The 16,849-nt window shown below is 61.7% G+C and carries 15 protein-coding genes; 2 read left to right on the top strand and 13 right to left on the bottom strand.

The genetic code is table 11. The features are described from left to right. Nucleotides 1–26 precede the first annotated feature (26 nt). The 4 genes from copD to LCU97_RS10805 are packed head-to-tail and all read right to left on the bottom strand — an operon-like array spanning nt 27 to nt 4,111. Nucleotides 27–938: a copper homeostasis membrane protein CopD gene (gene copD, locus LCU97_RS10820; RefSeq protein WP_232776360.1), complete on the bottom strand. Its 912-nt coding sequence runs from the start codon at nt 936–938 to the stop codon at nt 27–29. A 1-nt stretch (nt 939) separates the two neighbouring features. Beyond that, nucleotides 940–1,326: a copper homeostasis periplasmic binding protein CopC gene (gene copC / locus LCU97_RS10815; RefSeq protein ID WP_053147016.1), complete on the bottom strand. Its 387-nt coding sequence runs from the start codon at nt 1,324–1,326 to the stop codon at nt 940–942. 57 nt (nt 1,327–1,383) lie between these two features. Beyond that, nucleotides 1,384–2,295 (bottom strand): copper resistance protein B, encoded by a 912-nt coding sequence (locus tag LCU97_RS10810; protein ID WP_232776358.1) that lies wholly within the window; start codon nt 2,293–2,295, stop codon nt 1,384–1,386. Between the two features lie 10 nt (nt 2,296–2,305). Continuing rightward, complete coding sequence (locus LCU97_RS10805; protein WP_232776356.1) at nt 2,306–4,111, bottom strand: copper resistance system multicopper oxidase; 1,806 nt, start codon at nt 4,109–4,111, stop codon at nt 2,306–2,308. A gap of 332 nt (nt 4,112–4,443) precedes the next feature. On the opposite strand from LCU97_RS10805, the gene nadA reads away from it, so the two are divergent. Continuing rightward, complete coding sequence (gene nadA / locus LCU97_RS10800) at nt 4,444–5,502, top strand: quinolinate synthase NadA (RefSeq protein ID WP_053147022.1); 1,059 nt, start codon at nt 4,444–4,446, stop codon at nt 5,500–5,502. A 57-nt stretch (nt 5,503–5,559) separates the two neighbouring features. Here the strand turns inward: nadA and LCU97_RS10795 are convergent, their stop codons facing one another. The 8 genes from LCU97_RS10795 to LCU97_RS10760 all read right to left on the bottom strand — a co-directional run bounded on the left by LCU97_RS10795 (nt 5,560) and on the right by LCU97_RS10760 (nt 15,585). Then, complete coding sequence (locus LCU97_RS10795) at nt 5,560–6,048, bottom strand: RDD family protein (RefSeq protein ID WP_053147024.1); 489 nt, start codon at nt 6,046–6,048, stop codon at nt 5,560–5,562. 92 nt (nt 6,049–6,140) lie between these two features. Then, complete coding sequence (locus LCU97_RS10790) at nt 6,141–6,353, bottom strand: cold-shock protein (RefSeq protein ID WP_053147026.1); 213 nt, start codon at nt 6,351–6,353, stop codon at nt 6,141–6,143. 394 nt (nt 6,354–6,747) lie between these two features. After that, nucleotides 6,748–7,872 carry a glycine cleavage system aminomethyltransferase GcvT gene (gcvT, locus tag LCU97_RS10785; RefSeq protein ID WP_232776354.1) on the bottom strand — a complete coding sequence of 375 codons (1,125 nt, stop codon included), beginning with the start codon at nt 7,870–7,872 and terminating at the stop codon, nt 6,748–6,750. A 31-nt stretch (nt 7,873–7,903) separates the two neighbouring features. Further along, complete coding sequence (locus LCU97_RS10780; RefSeq protein ID WP_053147031.1) at nt 7,904–9,280, bottom strand: L-serine ammonia-lyase; 1,377 nt, start codon at nt 9,278–9,280, stop codon at nt 7,904–7,906. A 189-nt stretch (nt 9,281–9,469) separates the two neighbouring features. Beyond that, nucleotides 9,470–12,319: an aminomethyl-transferring glycine dehydrogenase gene (gcvP, locus tag LCU97_RS10775; RefSeq protein WP_232776353.1), complete on the bottom strand. Its 2,850-nt coding sequence runs from the start codon at nt 12,317–12,319 to the stop codon at nt 9,470–9,472. 10 nt (nt 12,320–12,329) lie between these two features. Further along, nucleotides 12,330–12,713: a glycine cleavage system protein GcvH gene (gene gcvH, locus LCU97_RS10770; protein WP_053147034.1), complete on the bottom strand. Its 384-nt coding sequence runs from the start codon at nt 12,711–12,713 to the stop codon at nt 12,330–12,332. Nucleotides 12,714–13,053: 340 nt separating this feature from the next. Next, on the bottom strand, nt 13,054–14,562 hold the full coding sequence (locus tag LCU97_RS10765) for a sigma-54-dependent transcriptional regulator (protein WP_053147036.1): 1,509 nt from the start codon (nt 14,560–14,562) through the stop codon (nt 13,054–13,056). A 117-nt stretch (nt 14,563–14,679) separates the two neighbouring features. Further along, the gene (locus LCU97_RS10760) at nt 14,680–15,585 is read right to left on the bottom strand and encodes a LysR family transcriptional regulator (RefSeq protein ID WP_232776351.1); all 906 of its coding nucleotides are present in this window, start codon (nt 15,583–15,585) and stop codon (nt 14,680–14,682) included. Nucleotides 15,586–15,709: 124 nt separating this feature from the next. On the opposite strand from LCU97_RS10760, the gene LCU97_RS10755 reads away from it, so the two are divergent. Next, on the top strand, nt 15,710–16,324 hold the full coding sequence (locus LCU97_RS10755) for an NAD(P)-dependent oxidoreductase (RefSeq protein ID WP_232776349.1): 615 nt from the start codon (nt 15,710–15,712) through the stop codon (nt 16,322–16,324). Between the two features lie 176 nt (nt 16,325–16,500). Here LCU97_RS10755 and LCU97_RS10750 read toward each other — a convergent pair whose 3' ends face one another. Then, nucleotides 16,501–16,830: a GlpM family protein gene (locus LCU97_RS10750; protein WP_232776550.1), complete on the bottom strand. Its 330-nt coding sequence runs from the start codon at nt 16,828–16,830 to the stop codon at nt 16,501–16,503. Nucleotides 16,831–16,849 lie beyond the last annotated feature (19 nt).

Raw genomic sequence — 16,849 nt, 5'->3', positions numbered from 1 at the left:
GTGGTTTGCGGTGCGGTTTTTGGCTGCTACTCCATGGTGGGGCTCAATGTTCCCAGCCAGGCCACCAGCGCAAGGATGGTCACTGCTACCGACAACTCGAGCACCATGCTTCTGCGCAAGGCCTTGATGGCGATGCTTTGCTCGCCGGTTTGCCTGGCCTGCTCCAGTAACGGGCTCAGATGGAAACGGTTCAGCGCGGCGAACACCAGCATGGCCGCAAACAGGGCAAGTTTGAGGACCAGCAACTGACCATAGGTGCTGTCGAGCAGCCCGTCGACGTTTGGGCCGACGATAAACAGATAGTTTGCCACGCCCGTCACGCTGATCAGCACCACAATCACTGCTCCGATGGTTTCAAAGCCGGTCAGTGCCCGGCTCATGAGCGACAGTGGCGGTGTAGTCTGGTGGAGCAGCAGGGCGAACGCGGCCAAGGCACCCACCCAGGCACCCGCTGCCCACAAGTGCAAGAAGTCAGTGGTGAAGTGCCAGGTACGGCGTTCGCCTTCGTCCATGGCACCGTGTCCTGTCCAGGCCAGGGTAGCCAACGCGGCGAGCCCGCTCAGCGCGACCAGCCACAAGCTGACGCCGGGCCAACGATGATTGAGCGTTACGGCAATGGCGGCCACTGCCAGCGTCGCGATCCGCAGGCTCCAGCTCCAACCCACGTCTGTACCCGACACCATTATCTCAATATGGGGCCACAGCTCCTCCCAGTCAGCTGCACCGCTCATGGCCCAGGCCATGCACACCATGGAAGCCACCGACAACGCCAGGCCGAGCAGCGCGGTGATTGTCAGCAGCGACTTGAAGTCCAACACCGCGCCGGAGATCCGTTCCTGGCCTCGCAGGCTGTAGAGGCCGAAGGCGGCGATGCCGAACAACAACATCAAATCCAGATACAGGGCCAGGCGCAGGGCAACGTTGATCGACTCGTTCAAGTCACTTCACCTTGAACGAGACGTTACCGGTGATCGGGTGAGTATCGGACGATACCGCGCGCCACTGGACCTGATAAGTGCCGGCCGCGAGCGGGGCGTTCGGGGTGATAACCATGGTTTTGGGATCCTGACTGCCTGACACCTTTGCCGGCATTGGCATCGGTGAGTGCGCCGCCATGCCGGGCATCGCCGTCATCATCAGCTTGGCGCCGGAGAATTGGGTCATCAGGTTTTCGGAAAAATGCAGTTCGATCTTTTCCGGCGCGGCACCTTCCGCGCCTTCGGCGGGGGTGGAGGACACCAGTTTCGGATGCGCCTGGGCCAACCCGCTGATCAACAGACCGGTGGACAGCGCGACAGCGACAACAGCGTTTTTGATGGACGACATGCAAGGACTCCTACAGCTCGGTTTTTGATTTTTTGGGTCAATCGGTTTCAAGCGTGTTCAGAACCACATCCGCAGGCCCAGTACCAGGCGTGCCTCACTGCGGTCTTCATCTTCCTCACGGGCATAGTCGGCGGTGTTGCCATAGGTGCGATTCCAGGTGACACCGATATAGGGGGCGAATTCACGGCGGATTTCATACCGCAACCGCAAGCCTATTTTGGTATCCGAAAGCCCTGAGCCGATCCCACGGGAAGGGTCGTTCCTGCCATAGAAGTTGGCTTCTGCGGTGGGTTGAAGGATCAGGCGATTGGTCAACAGAATGTCGTAATCGCCTTCCAGGCGCGCCGCGCTCTGGCCGCCTTCGCCAATGAACGCCGTGGCTTCGGCTTCGAAGTTATACAGCGCCATGCCCTGGATACCAAAGGCTGCCCAGGTTTGCGGATCGCCCGGTTTGAAGTCCTGGCGCACGCCGGCTACCACGTCCCACCAGGGACTGACGGCGTGGCCCCACAGGGCCTGGAGTTCGGCTTCTTCAGTCTTGCCGTTGGTGCGTTCACCTTCGGTGCGCAGCCACAAGCGATCGATGTCTCCACCGATCCAGCCTGAAGCATCCCAGCTCAGCGCGCTGCCCTTATCGGCGTCCTGCCATTCCAGTTGATCGATGAGAAAAAAAGAGTTGATGGCGCTGTCATGTACCGCATGGCCGCCATGGTCTTCATAAACGGCGGCACGGTCGGCGTCGGTCAGTGTCGGGATAGGCGTACGGCTGGTGGTCGGTGCCGATTGCATGGGCTCCATGCCTTGCATCGAGTCCATGCCTTGCATCTGGCTGTGGTCCATCCCAGGCATCTGGCTGTGATCCATGCCTTGCATGTCAGTGCTCGCGGCCCAGGCTGGAACAGCCGTGCCGAGGGTGAGGGAGGCAACGATGGCGCCAGACAAAACGCGATATTTGGTCGTTGTGGTCATGGTCGGCTCCTTACTCCTGCACCCGAACTTCACGGAACATCCCCATCTCCATATGAAAGAGCAGATGGCAGTGATACGCCCAGCGCCCTAGGGCGTCGGCGGTGACGCGGTAGCTGCGCCGGGAGCCCGGGGGCATATCGATGGTGTGTTTGCGCACCATGAACCGGCCGTTCTCGTCCTCCAGATCGCTCCACATCCCATGCAGGTGAATCGGGTGGGTCATCATGGTGTCGTTGATCAGCACGATACGCAGGCGCTCGCCGTATTTGAGCAGCAGCGGCGCGGCGTTGGAGAATTTCACGCCGTTGAACGACCAGACGAATTTCTCCATGTGCCCGGTCAGGTGCAGCTCGATCGTGCGGCCCGGTTCGCGGCCGTCCGGGTCGGGGAAGGTGCTGCGCAGGTCCGAGTACGTCAGGACCTTGCGACCGTTATTGCGCAGTCCTATACCCGGATCGTCGAGCTTTGCAGTGACCCCCATGGCCTGCATGTCCACCAGCGGGTTGTCCCGCTCGGTATCGGGATGGGACAACGGCGCGGACATGCCTTGCATGGCACTGTGGTCCATGCCGGACATGCTTTGCATGGAACCGTCCATGCCGGCCATGTCGCCCATGCCTTGCATCTGGCTATGGTCCATGCCCTGCATCTGGCTGTGATCCATGCCCGACATGCCCGACATGGATCCATGGTCCATACCGCCCATGCCCATGTCGTCCATGGTGAGCAGCGGCCGGGGATCAAGCGCCGGCACCGGTGCCGACAGACCGGCCCTCGCCGCGAGGGTGCCACGGGCGAATCCGCTGCGGTCCATCGACTGGGCGAAAAGGGTGTAGGCCTCTGCGGTGGGCTCGATGATGACATCATAGGTTTCGGCCACGGCGATCCGCAGTTCATCGACGCTCACCGGTTGGACGTATTGGCCGTCGGCGGCCACTACGGTCATCTTCAGACCGGGGATGCGCAGGTCGAAGTACGTCATGGACGAGCCGTTGATAAAGCGCAGGCGAAGGCGCTCGCCGGGCTTGAACAGGCCTGTCCAGTTCATGTCCGGTGCCTGGCCGTTCATCAGGTAGGTGTAGGTCGCGCCACTGACATCGGCCAGATCGGTGGGATTCATCTTCATCTCGGCCCACATCTTGCGATCGGCCACGGTGGCATCCCAGCCTTTGCTGGCCACATCGTCGATGAAATCGCCGACGGTGCGTTTGTTGTAGTTGTAGTAGTCCGACCGCTTCTTGAGCTTGCGGATGACGTCGGCGGGATCCTCGTCGGTCCAGTCGGTGAGCATCACTACGTAGTCCCGTTCGTACTGGAAAGGCTCGGGTTCCCGGGCATCGATGACCAGGGGGCCGTAGACCCCGGATTGCTCTTGGAAACCGGAGTGGCTGTGGTACCAGTACGTGCCGTTCTGGCGGACCTTGAATTGATAGACGTACATGCCGTCGGGTTCGATGCCCTTGAAACTCAATCCTGGAACGCCGTCCATGTTGGCCGGCAGGATGATGCCGTGCCAGTGGATGGACGTGGTGTCCTTCAAGCGGTTGCGTACCCGCAAGGTCACCGTATCGCCTTCGCGCCAGCGCAGCAGTGGGCCAGGGACGCCGCCATTGATGGTCTGGGCGATACGCGGATGACCGGTGAAATTGACCGGGCTTTCGCCAATGGACAGGTCGAATTCGGTGCCGCTCAATACATGGGGTTGGCCAGGACCGGTCACCGCCCAGACGGGCGCGCGCCACAGACCCAGGCCACCCAGGATGCCGCCAGCGGTCAGACCCTTTACGAAAGTTCGCCGGGAGGTTTTTGTTTGCATTGATAAAGTCCGTCGTCGATTCATCACGTAACAGGGGCATTCCCCGTGCAGATTTGAACGTACGATGACATAGGCGAGCGCGGCAGGTGATTACATTTCAGTCAGGTTGCTGGCGGCGTTGGCCGCCAACGGCGAGAGGTTTGGAGGGCGTCGAAGCGCACCGGCCGGACGCCGATCAGAATGATCTTTTGCATCGACGGGATATTCTGTAGCCTTGCCGGCTTCATGCTGTCCCGTGCCTGATTGAATCCACTTTCCCGGCGGTACCCGAGTGGTACGGAGCCGGGTGTATACTCGACTTTCGCGCAAACGCGCCTGCAGGTCTTGCGAACATGACGCAAATTTCCGAACGCCTTCTGGTCCAGGCTCACCTCGACGCCAAGCAGCCCAAGCCGCTGAGTGCCGAGCAAGAGGCCTGGTACCGCGCCGCCATCGCCGCCGAGCTCAAGGCTCAGGACGCGGTGCTGGTCGCGCACTTCTACTGCGACCCGATCATCCAGGCCCTGGCCGAGGAAACCGGGGGCTGCGTCTCCGACTCCCTGGAAATGGCCCGCTTCGGCAACGCCCATCCGGCCAAGACCGTGGTGGTGGCCGGGGTCCGGTTCATGGGCGAGACCGCCAAGATTCTCAACCCGGAAAAACGCGTACTGATGCCGACCCTGGAAGCCACCTGCTCCCTGGATCTCGGTTGCCCGGTAGACGAATTCTCGGCGTTCTGCGACCAGCACCCGGAGCGTACCGTGGTGGTGTATGCCAACACGTCGGCGGCGGTCAAGGCCCGGGCCGACTGGGTCGTGACGTCCAGCTGCGCGCTGGAAATCGTCGAGAGCCTGATGGACAACGGCGAGACGATCCTCTGGGGACCGGACAAGCACCTGGGAACCTACATCCAGCGCAAGACCGGCGCCGATATGCTGCTCTGGGATGGTGCCTGCATCGTCCATGAAGAGTTCAAGTCCAAACAGTTGGAGGACATGAAGGCGTTGTATCCGGACGCCGCGATCCTGGTACACCCGGAGTCGCCGTCCTCGGTCATCGAGCTGGCGGATGCCGTGGGGTCCACCAGCCAATTGATCGCCGCTGCCCAGAGCCTGCCGAACAAGACGCTGATCGTTGCCACTGATCGCGGCATCTTCTACAAGATGCAGCAGTTGTGCCCGGACAAGGTCTTCATCGAGGCCCCTACCGCGGGCAATGGCGCGGCCTGCCGCAGTTGCGCCCATTGTCCCTGGATGGCAATGAATACCCTGGAACGTACCCTCAAGAGCCTGCAGGAAGGCGCCAACGAGATCTTCGTCGATCCGGCGTTGATTCCCCAGGCCATTCGCCCGCTCAAGCGCATGCTGGACTTCACCCAGGCGGCGCGGATGAAGCTGGCGGGGAATGCCTGACGGTAGCCTCAAGCTTCAAGCTACAAGCTACAAGCGGATCCTGCTTTAGCTTGAAGCTTATTTCTTCCCTTTAGGGATCCGCACCAACTGCGTTTGCGAGTAGATGTCATGCCAGCTGCGCTTGCGCTTGTCGAACAACGACCAGATAAAGCCCAGCCCCACCACCAGCCATGAAGCGATCGACACCACGAACCTCAACAAGGCCTGCCACAGGCTGATGGCGGTGCCGTCGGCGTTCTGTACGCGAACGCCCCACACCTGCATGCCCAGGGTCTGGCCGTTATGGGTCCAGAATTTCGCAAAGAAGCCAAACAGCACGAACAGCAGCACGGTGGATAGCAACGGGTCGCCATCCAGCGCACCGGCTTCGGTGAGGGCGCGCATTTTTTCTTCGCCGATGATGCTCATCTGGATCATCTTGTAGATGCCGCTGGTGACAATCAGCAGTGCAGTGCACAGCAGGAAGTCGTAGAACATCGCGGCCAGGCGACGGCCGAGGCCGACGGGGGGGAAGTCGCCCTGAGGGGTGAGCAGGTGTTTCGCCATGATGGTCTCGACAAAAAAGAAGCCATTCTACGGATTTACGCCCATAAAAAAGCCCCTGATATCAATCAGGGGCTTTTTGGTTCGCGGAAGACTCAGCCTTCAGCTTCTACTTCGTCGGCCTGCATGCCTTTCTGGCCCTGCACTGCAACGAAACTGACTTTCTGGCCTTCTTTCAGGCTCTTGAAGCCGTTGCCCTTAATGGCGCGGAAATGTACGAACAGATCCGGACCGCTTTCAGGAGTGATAAAACCAAAACCTTTTTCGTCGTTGAACCACTTGACGGTACCGTTCTGACGCTCAGCCATTTTCTTATTTCCTTTGACGCTAAAATTGATGACAGCCTCTTTCACATGAAAGAGTACTGGGGCTGGGTTGCAGGAAAGTAAGAGACGTCGAACGGGATGTAGCGAACTTCATAAGCTACTGCCCAGGTCACGATTCCAAGCGACCCATGCAAACACAGTGACCAAACTCTACGCCAACTACCAATGAAAAAACAACCCCCTCTGAGAGCCCCGTATTTCCTGAGCTTGCCGCCATTTAATCGTTTCGCTGGCCTGGGCTTAATCGATAGGCTGGTTCAATTGTTTATGGCGTTATAAATCCCGTTCATTCAGGAATAAATGCACCTTTTTATGGCGGTTGCGTTACACATTAGTGCATGCACAACGCAACCGCGTTACTTATAGAAACAGTCAATCAGCCGCGATAGTAGCGCTGTGGCACAAATGGCATTTTGCTTACAAGCATAGGCACCTTTTTCCCCCGGACCATGGCCCAGACCGGCGTGTCCAGTGCGGTATGAGCGCTGTCCAGGTACCCCATTGCCAACGGGCCGCCCAGAGTCGGGCCGAAGCCGCCACTGCATACCGTTCCGATATTTTCGCCCGCTTCGTTGACGATCTCGGCCCCTTCGCGCACAGGTGTGCGTTCTTGGGGCAGCAGGCCGACGCGTTTGCGGCTCACGCCGTTCTGTTGCTGGGCGAACACGGTTTGCGCGCCCGGAAAGCCTCCGGCGCGAGCACCATCGGCACGCCGGATCTTGGAAACAGCCCAGAGCAGGCTGGCTTCGACCGGTGTCGTCTCGGTGTTCATGTCGTGGCCGTAGAGGCACAGGCCGGCTTCCAGGCGCAGGGAGTCACGAGCGCCGAGGCCGATGGCGGCCACTTCCGGCTCGGCCAGCAGGGCGCGAGCGAGTTTCTCCGATTCGGTGGCAGGCACGGAGATTTCAAAACCGTCTTCGCCGGTGTAGCCCGAACGGCTGACAAAGCAGTCCACGCCCAGCAACGTGACGCGCTGGAATTGCATGAAGGTCATCTTCGTCACTGCCGGCGCCAGGCGCGCCAGTACCGTGACGGCCGCAGGTCCTTGCAGGGCGAGCAGGGCACGGGCTTCGAACAATGGCTCGATGCTGCACTGGTCACCGATGTGGGCACGCAAGTGGGCCAGGTCCTGCTCCTTGCACGCCGCGTTGACCACCAGGAACAACTCATCGTTACCCAGGTTGGCAACCATCAGGTCGTCGAGGATGCCGCCATTCTCGTTGGTAAACATGGCGTAACGCTGCATGCCCACCGGCAGATCGATGATGTCCACCGGCACCAGGGTTTCCAGGGCTTGCGCAGCGCCTGCGCCAGTGAGACGGATCTGGCCCATGTGGGACACGTCGAACAGCCCGGCCTGGTCACGGGTGTGCTGGTGTTCCTTCATCACACCCAGTGGGTATTGCACGGGCATGTCGTAGCCGGCGAACGGCACCATGCGGGCACCGAGTTCGAGGTGCAGCGCGTGCAGCGGGGTTTTCAACAGTTGTTCGGTGGACATATCGACTCCTGGGAAAATGAAGAGAGGCGCATCAGCATTCGATGATGTTGACGGCCAGACCGCCGCGGGCGGTCTCCTTGTATTTGCTTTTCATGTCGGCGCCGGTCTGGCGCATGGTGCGGATGACTTTGTCGAGGGAGACGAAGTGATGCCCGTCACCGCGCATGGCCATGCGTACCGCGTTGATGGCTTTCACCGAGCCCATGGCGTTGCGCTCGATGCAGGGCACCTGGACCAGGCCGCCGATGGGGTCGCAGGTCAGGCCGAGATTGTGTTCCATGCCGATTTCCGCGGCGTTCTCCACTTGCTGCACCGTACCGCCCAGCACTTCGCACAGGGCACCGGCCGCCATCGAGCAGGCCACGCCGACTTCACCCTGGCAGCCGACTTCGGCGCCGGAGATCGAGGCGTTTTCCTTGTACAGGATGCCGATGGCGGCGGCGGTCAGCAGGAACCGCACCACGCCATCCTCGTTGGCCCCGGGGATGAAGCGCATGTAGTAATGCAGCACAGCCGGGATGATCCCCGCCGCGCCGTTGGTCGGGGCGGTGACGACGCGCCCGCCGTAGGCGTTTTCTTCGTTGACGGCCAAGGCATACAGGTTGACCCAGTCCAGCACCGACAGCGGATCGCGCAACGAGGCTTCCGGGTTCTTGCACAACTGGCGATGCAGCGCCGCCGCCCGTCGCTTGACTTTCAGCCCGCCCGGCAAAATGCCTTCGTTGCGGCACCCGGCCGCTACGCAATCCTGCATGACCTGCCAGATCTTCAGCAGGCCGGCGCGGGTTTCGGCCTCGGGGCGCCAGGCACTTTCATTGGTCAGCATGACCTGACTGATAGACAAGCCATAGGTGCTGCAATGACCCAGCAGGTCCTTGGCGCTTTTGAACGGGAAGGTCAGGGGCGTGGCGTCTTCGACGATGCGGTCGGCGCCAGCGGCGTCTTCATCGACGACGAAACCGCCGCCTACCGAGTAATACTCGCGGCTGCGCACTTGCAGGCCGGCGGCGTCGAAAGCGCGGAAGATCATGCCATTGGGATGATAAGCCAGAGGCTTGCGAATCATCGCCAAGTGCAGTTTTTCATTGAATTCAATAGGGTGTCGGCCCAGCAGGTTCAGGCGACCATTGCTGCGAATGTCCTGCAGGCGGGCGGTCACGGTCTCGGTGTCGACGGTGTCCGGGTGTTCACCTTCCAGGCCCAGCAGCACGGCCTTGTCACTGCCGTGGCCCTTGCCGGTGGCGCCGAGGGAGCCATATAACTCCACCTTGACGCTGGTGATGGTTTCGAGCAATTCATCACGACGCAGCCCTTCGACGAAACGGGCGGCGGCACGCATCGGGCCGACGGTATGGGAGCTGGAAGGGCCAATACCGATCTTGAACAGGTCGAACACGCTTAACGACATGGTGTTTCTCCGGTTTCTTTTTATGATCGAGAGCTGTACAGGGCCCCTGTAGGAGCGGGCTTGCTCGCGAAGGCGGTGTGTCAGTCGATATCAATTGGCTGATACACCGCCTTCGCGAGCAAGCCCGCTCCCACAAGGGATATGCGGTGTTGTTGGGCGAGGGGTGGGCAATCCCACCCCTCCTACAGGTCAAGCGTAGCTTTCGATCGACGGGCAGGCGCAGACCAGGTTGCGATCACCGAACACGTTGTCGACCCGGCCCACTGGCGGCCAGTACTTGCCTTCGATCAACGACGCCACCGGGTATACAGCCTGTTCGCGGCTGTAGGAGTGGGTCCAGTCGCCGACGAGTTCCGCCGCGGTGTGCGGGGCGTTTTTCAACGGGTTGTCGTCCTTGTCCAGGCTGCCGTTTTCCACCGCGCGGATTTCTTCACGGATGCAGATCATCGCGTCGCAGAAGCGATCCAGTTCTTCCTTGGACTCGCTTTCGGTCGGTTCGATCATCAGCGTGCCGGCCACCGGGAACGACATGGTCGGGGCGTGGAAACCGAAGTCGATCAGGCGCTTGGCCACGTCATCGACGCTGATGCCGCTGCTGTCCTTGAGTGGGCGCAGGTCGAGGATGCATTCGTGGGCCACCAGGCCGTTGCTGCCGGTGTAGAGCACCGGGTAGTGCTCTTCCAGGCGACGGGCGATGTAGTTGGCATTGAGGATCGCCAGCTGGGAGGCACGCTTGAGGCCCGCGCCGCCCATCATGCGGATGTACATCCAGGTGATCGGCAGGATGCTCGCGCTGCCGAACGGCGCCGCGCACACCGCGCCTTCCTTGCGTTCCATGTTGGCGTGGCCCGGCAGGAAAGGCGCCAGGTGCGACTTGACGCCAATCGGGCCGACGCCCGGGCCGCCACCGCCGTGGGGAATGCAGAAGGTCTTGTGCAGGTTCAGGTGCGACACGTCGCCGCCGAACTTGCCCGGGGCGCAGAGGCCGACCATGGCGTTCATGTTGGCGCCGTCGATGTACACCTGGCCGCCGTTGTCATGAATGATGCCGCAGATTTCGCGGATGCCTTCCTCGAACACACCGTGGGTGGACGGGTAGGTGATCATCAGCGCGGCGAGGTGTTCGCGGTGCTCGATGGCCTTGGCCCGCAGGTCTTCGATGTCGACGTTGCCACGGGCATCGCAGGCGGTGACCACCACGCGCATACCGGCCATGTTGGCGGTGGCCGGGTTGGTGCCATGGGCCGAGGAGGGGATCAGGCAGATGTCGCGACGGTCTTCGCCACGGCTCTGATGGTAGGCACGGATCGCCAGCAGGCCGGCGTATTCGCCCTGGGAACCGGCGTTGGGTTGCAGCGACACCGCGTCGTAGCCGGTGGCGGCGCAGAGCATGGCCTCAAGCTCAGTGGTCAACTGCTGGTAGCCGGCGCTCTGCTCGGCGGGCGCGAACGGGTGCAGTGCGCCGAACTCGGCCCAGGTCACCGGGATCATTTCGCTGGCGGCGTTGAGCTTCATGGTGCAGGAGCCCAGCGGGATCATGGTGCGATCCAGGGCCAGGTCCTTGTCGGCGAGCTTGCGCAGGTAGCGCATCAGCTCGGTTTCGGAATGGTAGCGGTTGAACACCGGATGGCCGAGGATCGACGACTGGCGCTGCAGCGCGGCCGGAATGCGCGTCTGCACGTTGGCGGCGAGCGCAGCGAAGTCCGGCAGGGGCTTGCCGTCGGCCAACAGTGCCCACAGGGTTTCGACGTCGGCCTGGACGGTGGTTTCGTCCAGGGACAGGCCCAGGCGTTCAGCGTCCACTACGCGCAGGTTGATGCGCTGGGCGCGGGCCTTGTCGTGGAGGGCGGCGGTTTGCGCGCCGGTGTGCAGGGTCAGGGTGTCGAAGAAACTGTCTTGCTCGACGTTCAAGCCCAATGCGCCCAGGCCCTTGGCGAGGATCGCGGTCAGGTGATGGATGCGGTTGGCGATTTGCACCAGGCCCTTGGGCCCGTGGTACACGGCGTACATGCTGGCGATGTTGGCCAGCAGGACTTGGGCGGTGCAGATGTTGCTGGTGGCTTTCTCGCGGCGGATGTGTTGCTCGCGGGTCTGCATCGCCAGGCGCAGGGCCGGCTTGCCGAAGCGGTCCACGGAAACGCCTACCAGGCGGCCCGGCATATCGCGCTTGAAGGCGTCCTTGGTGGAGAAATAGGCCGCGTGCGGGCCACCAAAGCCCAGCGGCACGCCAAAGCGCTGGGCGCTGCCGATGGCCACGTCGGCGCCGAATTCACCCGGCGCGGTCAACACGGTCAGAGCCAGCAAGTCGGCCGCGACCGCCACCAGGGCGTTGGCGGCGTGGAAGCGGTCGGTCAGTTCGCGATAGTCGAACAGGTCACCGTTGCTGGCGGGGTATTGCAACAGCGCGCCGAAGAAGGCGCTGACATCGCTCAGCTCGCGCTCGTCGCCCACCACCACGTCGATGCCCAGGGGCTCGGCACGGGTGCGCAGCACGTCGAGGGTCTGCGGATGGCAGTGACGGGAGGCGAAGAAGGCATTGCTGCCCTTGTTCTTGCTCAGGCGCTTACAGAAGGTCATGGCCTCGGCGGCGGCGGTGGCTTCGTCCAGCAGCGAGGCGTTGGCGATCGGCAGGCCGGTGAGGTCGCTGATCAGGGTCTGGAAGTTCAGCAATGCTTCGAGACGGCCCTGGGAGATCTCCGGCTGGTACGGGGTATAGGCGGTGTACCAGGCCGGGTTTTCCAGCAGGTTGCGCAGGATCGGAGCAGGGGTATGGCAGTTGTAGTAGCCCTGGCCGATGTAGGTCTTGAACAGCTGGTTCTTGCCGGCGATGGCCTTGATCGAGGCCAGTGCATCGGCTTCGCTCTGGCCGTCGCCCATGTCCAGCACGCTGGTGCCCTTGATGCTTTCCGGAATGACGCTGGCGCTCAAGGCTTCCAGGGAGTCGTAGCCCAGGCGTTCGAGCATGGCCTGCTCGTCGCTGGCACGAGGGCCGATGTGGCGGGCGATGAATTCGTTGGCAGTGCCCAGATTAACGGTCATTTGGCGCTCCTCAGGCTTCGGCGTTGGCTTTGATCAGGCGGTCGTAGGCGTCCTGATCCAGCAATTGGCCAACTTTGGCGGCGTCGGCGGGCTTGAAGCGGAAAAACCAGCCTTCGCCCAACGGGTCTTCGTTGACCAGCTCGGGATTGCTCTCCAGGGCCGGGTTGGTTTCGATCACTTCCCCGTCCAGTGGCATGTAGACACCGCTGGCGGCTTTAACCGATTCCACGGTAGAGGCTTCGTCACCCTTGGCGTAGGTTTGCAGTTCCGGTAACTGAACATAGACCACATCGCCCAAGGCGTTCTGTGCAAATGCGGTAATGCCGACGGTAACGCTGCCATCGGCTTCGGCACGCAGCCATTCGTGATCTTCAGTGAAACGCAACTCGCTCATGGAAACTCCTGGGGCCAGACTCGTCTGGTGGACGCGATGAAAGGCGCGGGGCTTGGCCCGGCCGAATGGAATACCCATAGCAAGAACGCGGCCAATGTTTATAAAGGCTTGTAGATCAATGTTTTATGAGGCTGCGCAGCAGGCGGGAGAGAGGCAGCTGTAGCGAAATCGCTACAGCTTGAGGGCTGGATAAAATCGTTGTGGGATCAAAGCCTTATCCGGCGCTGTCTGGAATGGTCTGTAGCGATATCGTTCCGCTGTAGCGCTTTCAGTACAGGTGGAGGTCGTTTTTGAACCGTTTCTCTAGCCCAGCTCGCTCCCACAGGGGACTGCGCAGGGCTTACGGTTTGTTGGGAATCCCATACTTGCGCAACCGGTGGGCAATCGCGGTGTGGGAGGTTTGCAGGCGGCTGGCGAGCTGGCGGGTGGAGGGGTAGTTAACGTAGAGGCTTTCCAGCAGCTGTTTCTCGAAGGCGTCCACGGCCTGTTCCAGACTTTCGACTTCCACATCGCTCTGGCGAGCCACGGAAGTGCCGGCGATGTCCAGGTCGCCAATATCCACCAGGCTACTCTCGCAAATGGCCGCGGCGCGGAAGATCACGTTCTGCAATTGCCGTACGTTGCCCGGCCAGCGGTTACCCAGCAACGCGGGGTAGGTGCCCGGGGCCAGGCGACAGACCGGGCGCTGGATCTGCGCACAGGCCTGCTGCATGAAATACCGTGCCAGCAATAGGATGTCCTGGCCGCGCTCACGTAACGGCGGGACTTCGACGTTGAGCACGTTCAGGCGGTAGAACAGGTCTTCGCGGAAGGAGCCTTCGCTGACCATTTTCTCCAGGTTGCGGTGGGTGGCGCTGAGGATCCGCACGTTGACCTTGATTTCCCGGTCGCCGCCGACCCGGCGGAAACTGCCGTCGTTCAGGAACCGCAGTAATTTGGCCTGCAGATAAGGTGACATTTCGCCGATCTCATCCAGAAACACCGTGCCCTGGTTCGCCAGTTCCATCAGTCCCGGCTTGCCGCCCCGTTGTGCCCCGGTGAAGGCGCCGGGGGCATAGCCGAACAGCTCGCTTTCGGCCAGGTTTTCCGGCAGCGCGGCACAGTTCAGGGCCAGGAACGGAGCGCCGTGGCGAGCACTGATGGCGTGGCAAGCACGAGCCACCAGCTCCTTGCCGGTACCGGTTTCGCCCTGGATCAACAGCGGTGCGTCGAGTGCCGCCACCCGCTGGGCCCGGGCCTTGAGGGTACGGATCGCCGGGGATTCGCCCAGCAGCGCGTCAAACCCCTCGGCATGGTCGTGGTGCAGCGCCGACAGGCGTTCGCCGATGCGGTTGGGCTGATAGAGCGTCAGCAACGCACCCGCATCGGTGATGGGCGTGGCGTCCAGCAGCAACGTCTGGCCATTGAGGGTGACTTCCCGCAGTGGCAGGCGGAAACCGTTTTCCAGCAGAGTGCTTAACAGCGCGTCGTCGCCGAACAGCCCGGCCACGCTTTCGCCGGTCGGTTCACGACCGTACAGGGCGATCAGCGCCGGGTTGGCGAGCAGTACGTTGCCGGCACTGTCCAGCGCCAGCACCGGGTCGGTCATGGCGGCCAGCAAGGCGTCGAGCTGCAGATGCCGACGCTGGCCCGGCAGAATGTCCACCACGGTGACCGCTTGCACGCCGCGCACGCTGAACAATGCCTCGCGCAATTCATCCAGCACTTGCGGGCTCAGGGTAGGGGCGTCGATGTAGACGTTGGGTGGCACCATCTCCACCGCATCCAGATTGAGATTGCGCCCCCCCAGCAACGCCAGGACTTCCTGGGTGATACCAACGCGGTCGATGAAGCTGACGTGGATACGCATGGGGCGGTTTCGGGATTCTGGGATATGAAGGGTGGCAAGTATGCCTTGGGGCGGGCTTTTGGTGAAATCCTGGCGCAGTTCTTGAACATCACTGTTTACCCCACAAAAGCCCTGGGTTTACAACCCGATATCCCACGCCGGCGTTTCGGGAAACTTCACCACAAGGAAATCCACCAGGCTGCGCAGCGCCGTCGGCATGTGCTTGCGTGAGGCATACACCGCGTACATGTTCATCCGCCTGGGTTCGGCATGGGGCAACAGCCGGATCAGCTCGCCGCTCCTGATGTGGGCGCCGGCCTGATAGCTGGGTAGCATCGCCACGCCCGCGCCGGCAATGGTCGCCTGCAACAGGGTACTGGCCTCGTTGGCGCTGATGTTGCCCTGCACCGGCACCGAAACCTGCTCGCCATCCTGTTCGAAATGCCAGACGTTCTTGCCGACATAGGAGTGGGTCAGGCAGTTATGGCGGCTCAGGTCTTCCACCTGCTGCGGTGTTGGATGGTCACGCAAGTAGGCGGGCGACGCGCAGATTACCGAACGGCAGACCGAGAGGCGTCGGGCGATCAGGTTGGGGTCCAGGTCGTTGCTCATGCGGATCGCCAGGTCAATGCGTTCGTCCACCAGGTTCACGGTGCGATCGAGCATTTGCAGGTCGATGGTCACGCCAGGGTAACGCTTGACGTATTCGGCGATGGCGGTCGTCAGTTGAGCCTGGCCGAACGAAATGCTGGAACTGATGCGCAGCATGCCCCGTGGTGCGTCGTCCCGCGTGCTGACCGCCGCTTGCATGTCGCCGGACAACTCCAGCATCTGTCGACAACGTGGCAGGATCTCCATGCCGGCGGCCGTCAGGCTCAGCTTGCGCGTAGTGCGGTGCATCAACCGGGCGCCGACCCAGTCTTCCAACTCCGCCAGGTAGCGCGACACCACCGGCCGGGACAGGTCCAGGTGCTCGGCCGCCGCCGATTGGCTGCCCAGGTCCACCACCGTGACGAACACCCGCATTGCTTGGAGACGATCCATGATTTGCCCGCTTTCAGAAACAAACTATGTTCGAGCATCGCATTTTTTGGAACTTGTCAGGTAACTAAGCTTGGTTCATCGACATCGCTGACATTTCAAGCATCGTTAACCACTGGAGAACACCATGAGCAAAATCGCAATCATCGGCGCCACCGGGCGTGCCGGCAGCCAGCTGTTGGAAGAAGCCCTGCGTCGCGGCCACAGCGTGACGGCCATCGCCCGGAACACAGCCAGGATCGGTGAGCGGGCCGGGGTGGTCAGCAAGCCGCTGGACGTGTTGGACAGCGAAGCGTTGATCGAGGCGATCACCGGGCACGACGTTGTGATCAGCGCCGCGCATTTCTCCACCGTGCCGGCCGACAAGGTCATCGCTCCGGTGAAGGCCGCCGGGGTCAAACGCTTGCTGGTGGTGGGTGGCGCCGGTTCGTTGTTGCTGCCGGATAACAGCCGGGTGATCGACAGCGACGGTTTCCCCGAGGAATACCTCGCCGAAGCCACGGCGGGTGCGTTGTTCCTGGATGTGCTGCGCAAGGAGCCGGAGCTGGACTGGACCTTCCTGTCGCCGTCGGCGGAATTTGTCGAAACCGAGCGCACCGGTCGCTTCCGTGTCGGCAAGGATCACCTGTTGTTCGACGACGCAGGGCGTAGCTGGATCAGTTTCGCCGACTACGCCATTGCGTTGATCGATGAAGTGGAGACGCCGCAATTTTCGCGTGCACGGTTCACCGTGGGTTACTGATCCGACGCCATCGCGAGTAGGCTCGCCCACAACGATGTTGCGGTGTGCTCCGTTTTTTGATCACCGCCAGACCTGTGGGAGCGGGCTTGCTCGCGAAAGCGGTGTGTCAGCCAAGTGAATGTCGACTGACACGCCGCATTCGCGAGCAAGCCCGCTCCCACAGAGATTCTCAAAACTCAGCCATGAACCCTTACCCAGACGCTCACCAGCACCGTCGCCGCCAGCAACCACGCCACTGCCGCCACCGCCAACGACGCCTCCAGCCGCATGCGCTCGACCATCACATACAACGTCGCCAGGTACACGAAATACGGAATGATCGACCACATGCCAAAGACGATGGTGGTCTTCAGGTCGTCCACCGAACGGCCCTTGCCGACGATGTAATGGGCGATGAGGGCAAAGGTCGGGAACAGCGGTACCAGCCCGGCGATGTAATAATTCCGGGTCTTGGCGAGCATCGCCAGGATTACCACCACGGCCGCCCCGAGCGCCGCCTTGAAAATCAGGTCCACAGGTTCATCG

The sequence above is a fragment of the Pseudomonas uvaldensis genome, assembly GCF_021271205.1.
Classification (GTDB): domain Bacteria; phylum Pseudomonadota; class Gammaproteobacteria; order Pseudomonadales; family Pseudomonadaceae; genus Aquipseudomonas; species Aquipseudomonas uvaldensis.
This window is presented reverse-complemented; position numbering and strand designations above follow the sequence as displayed.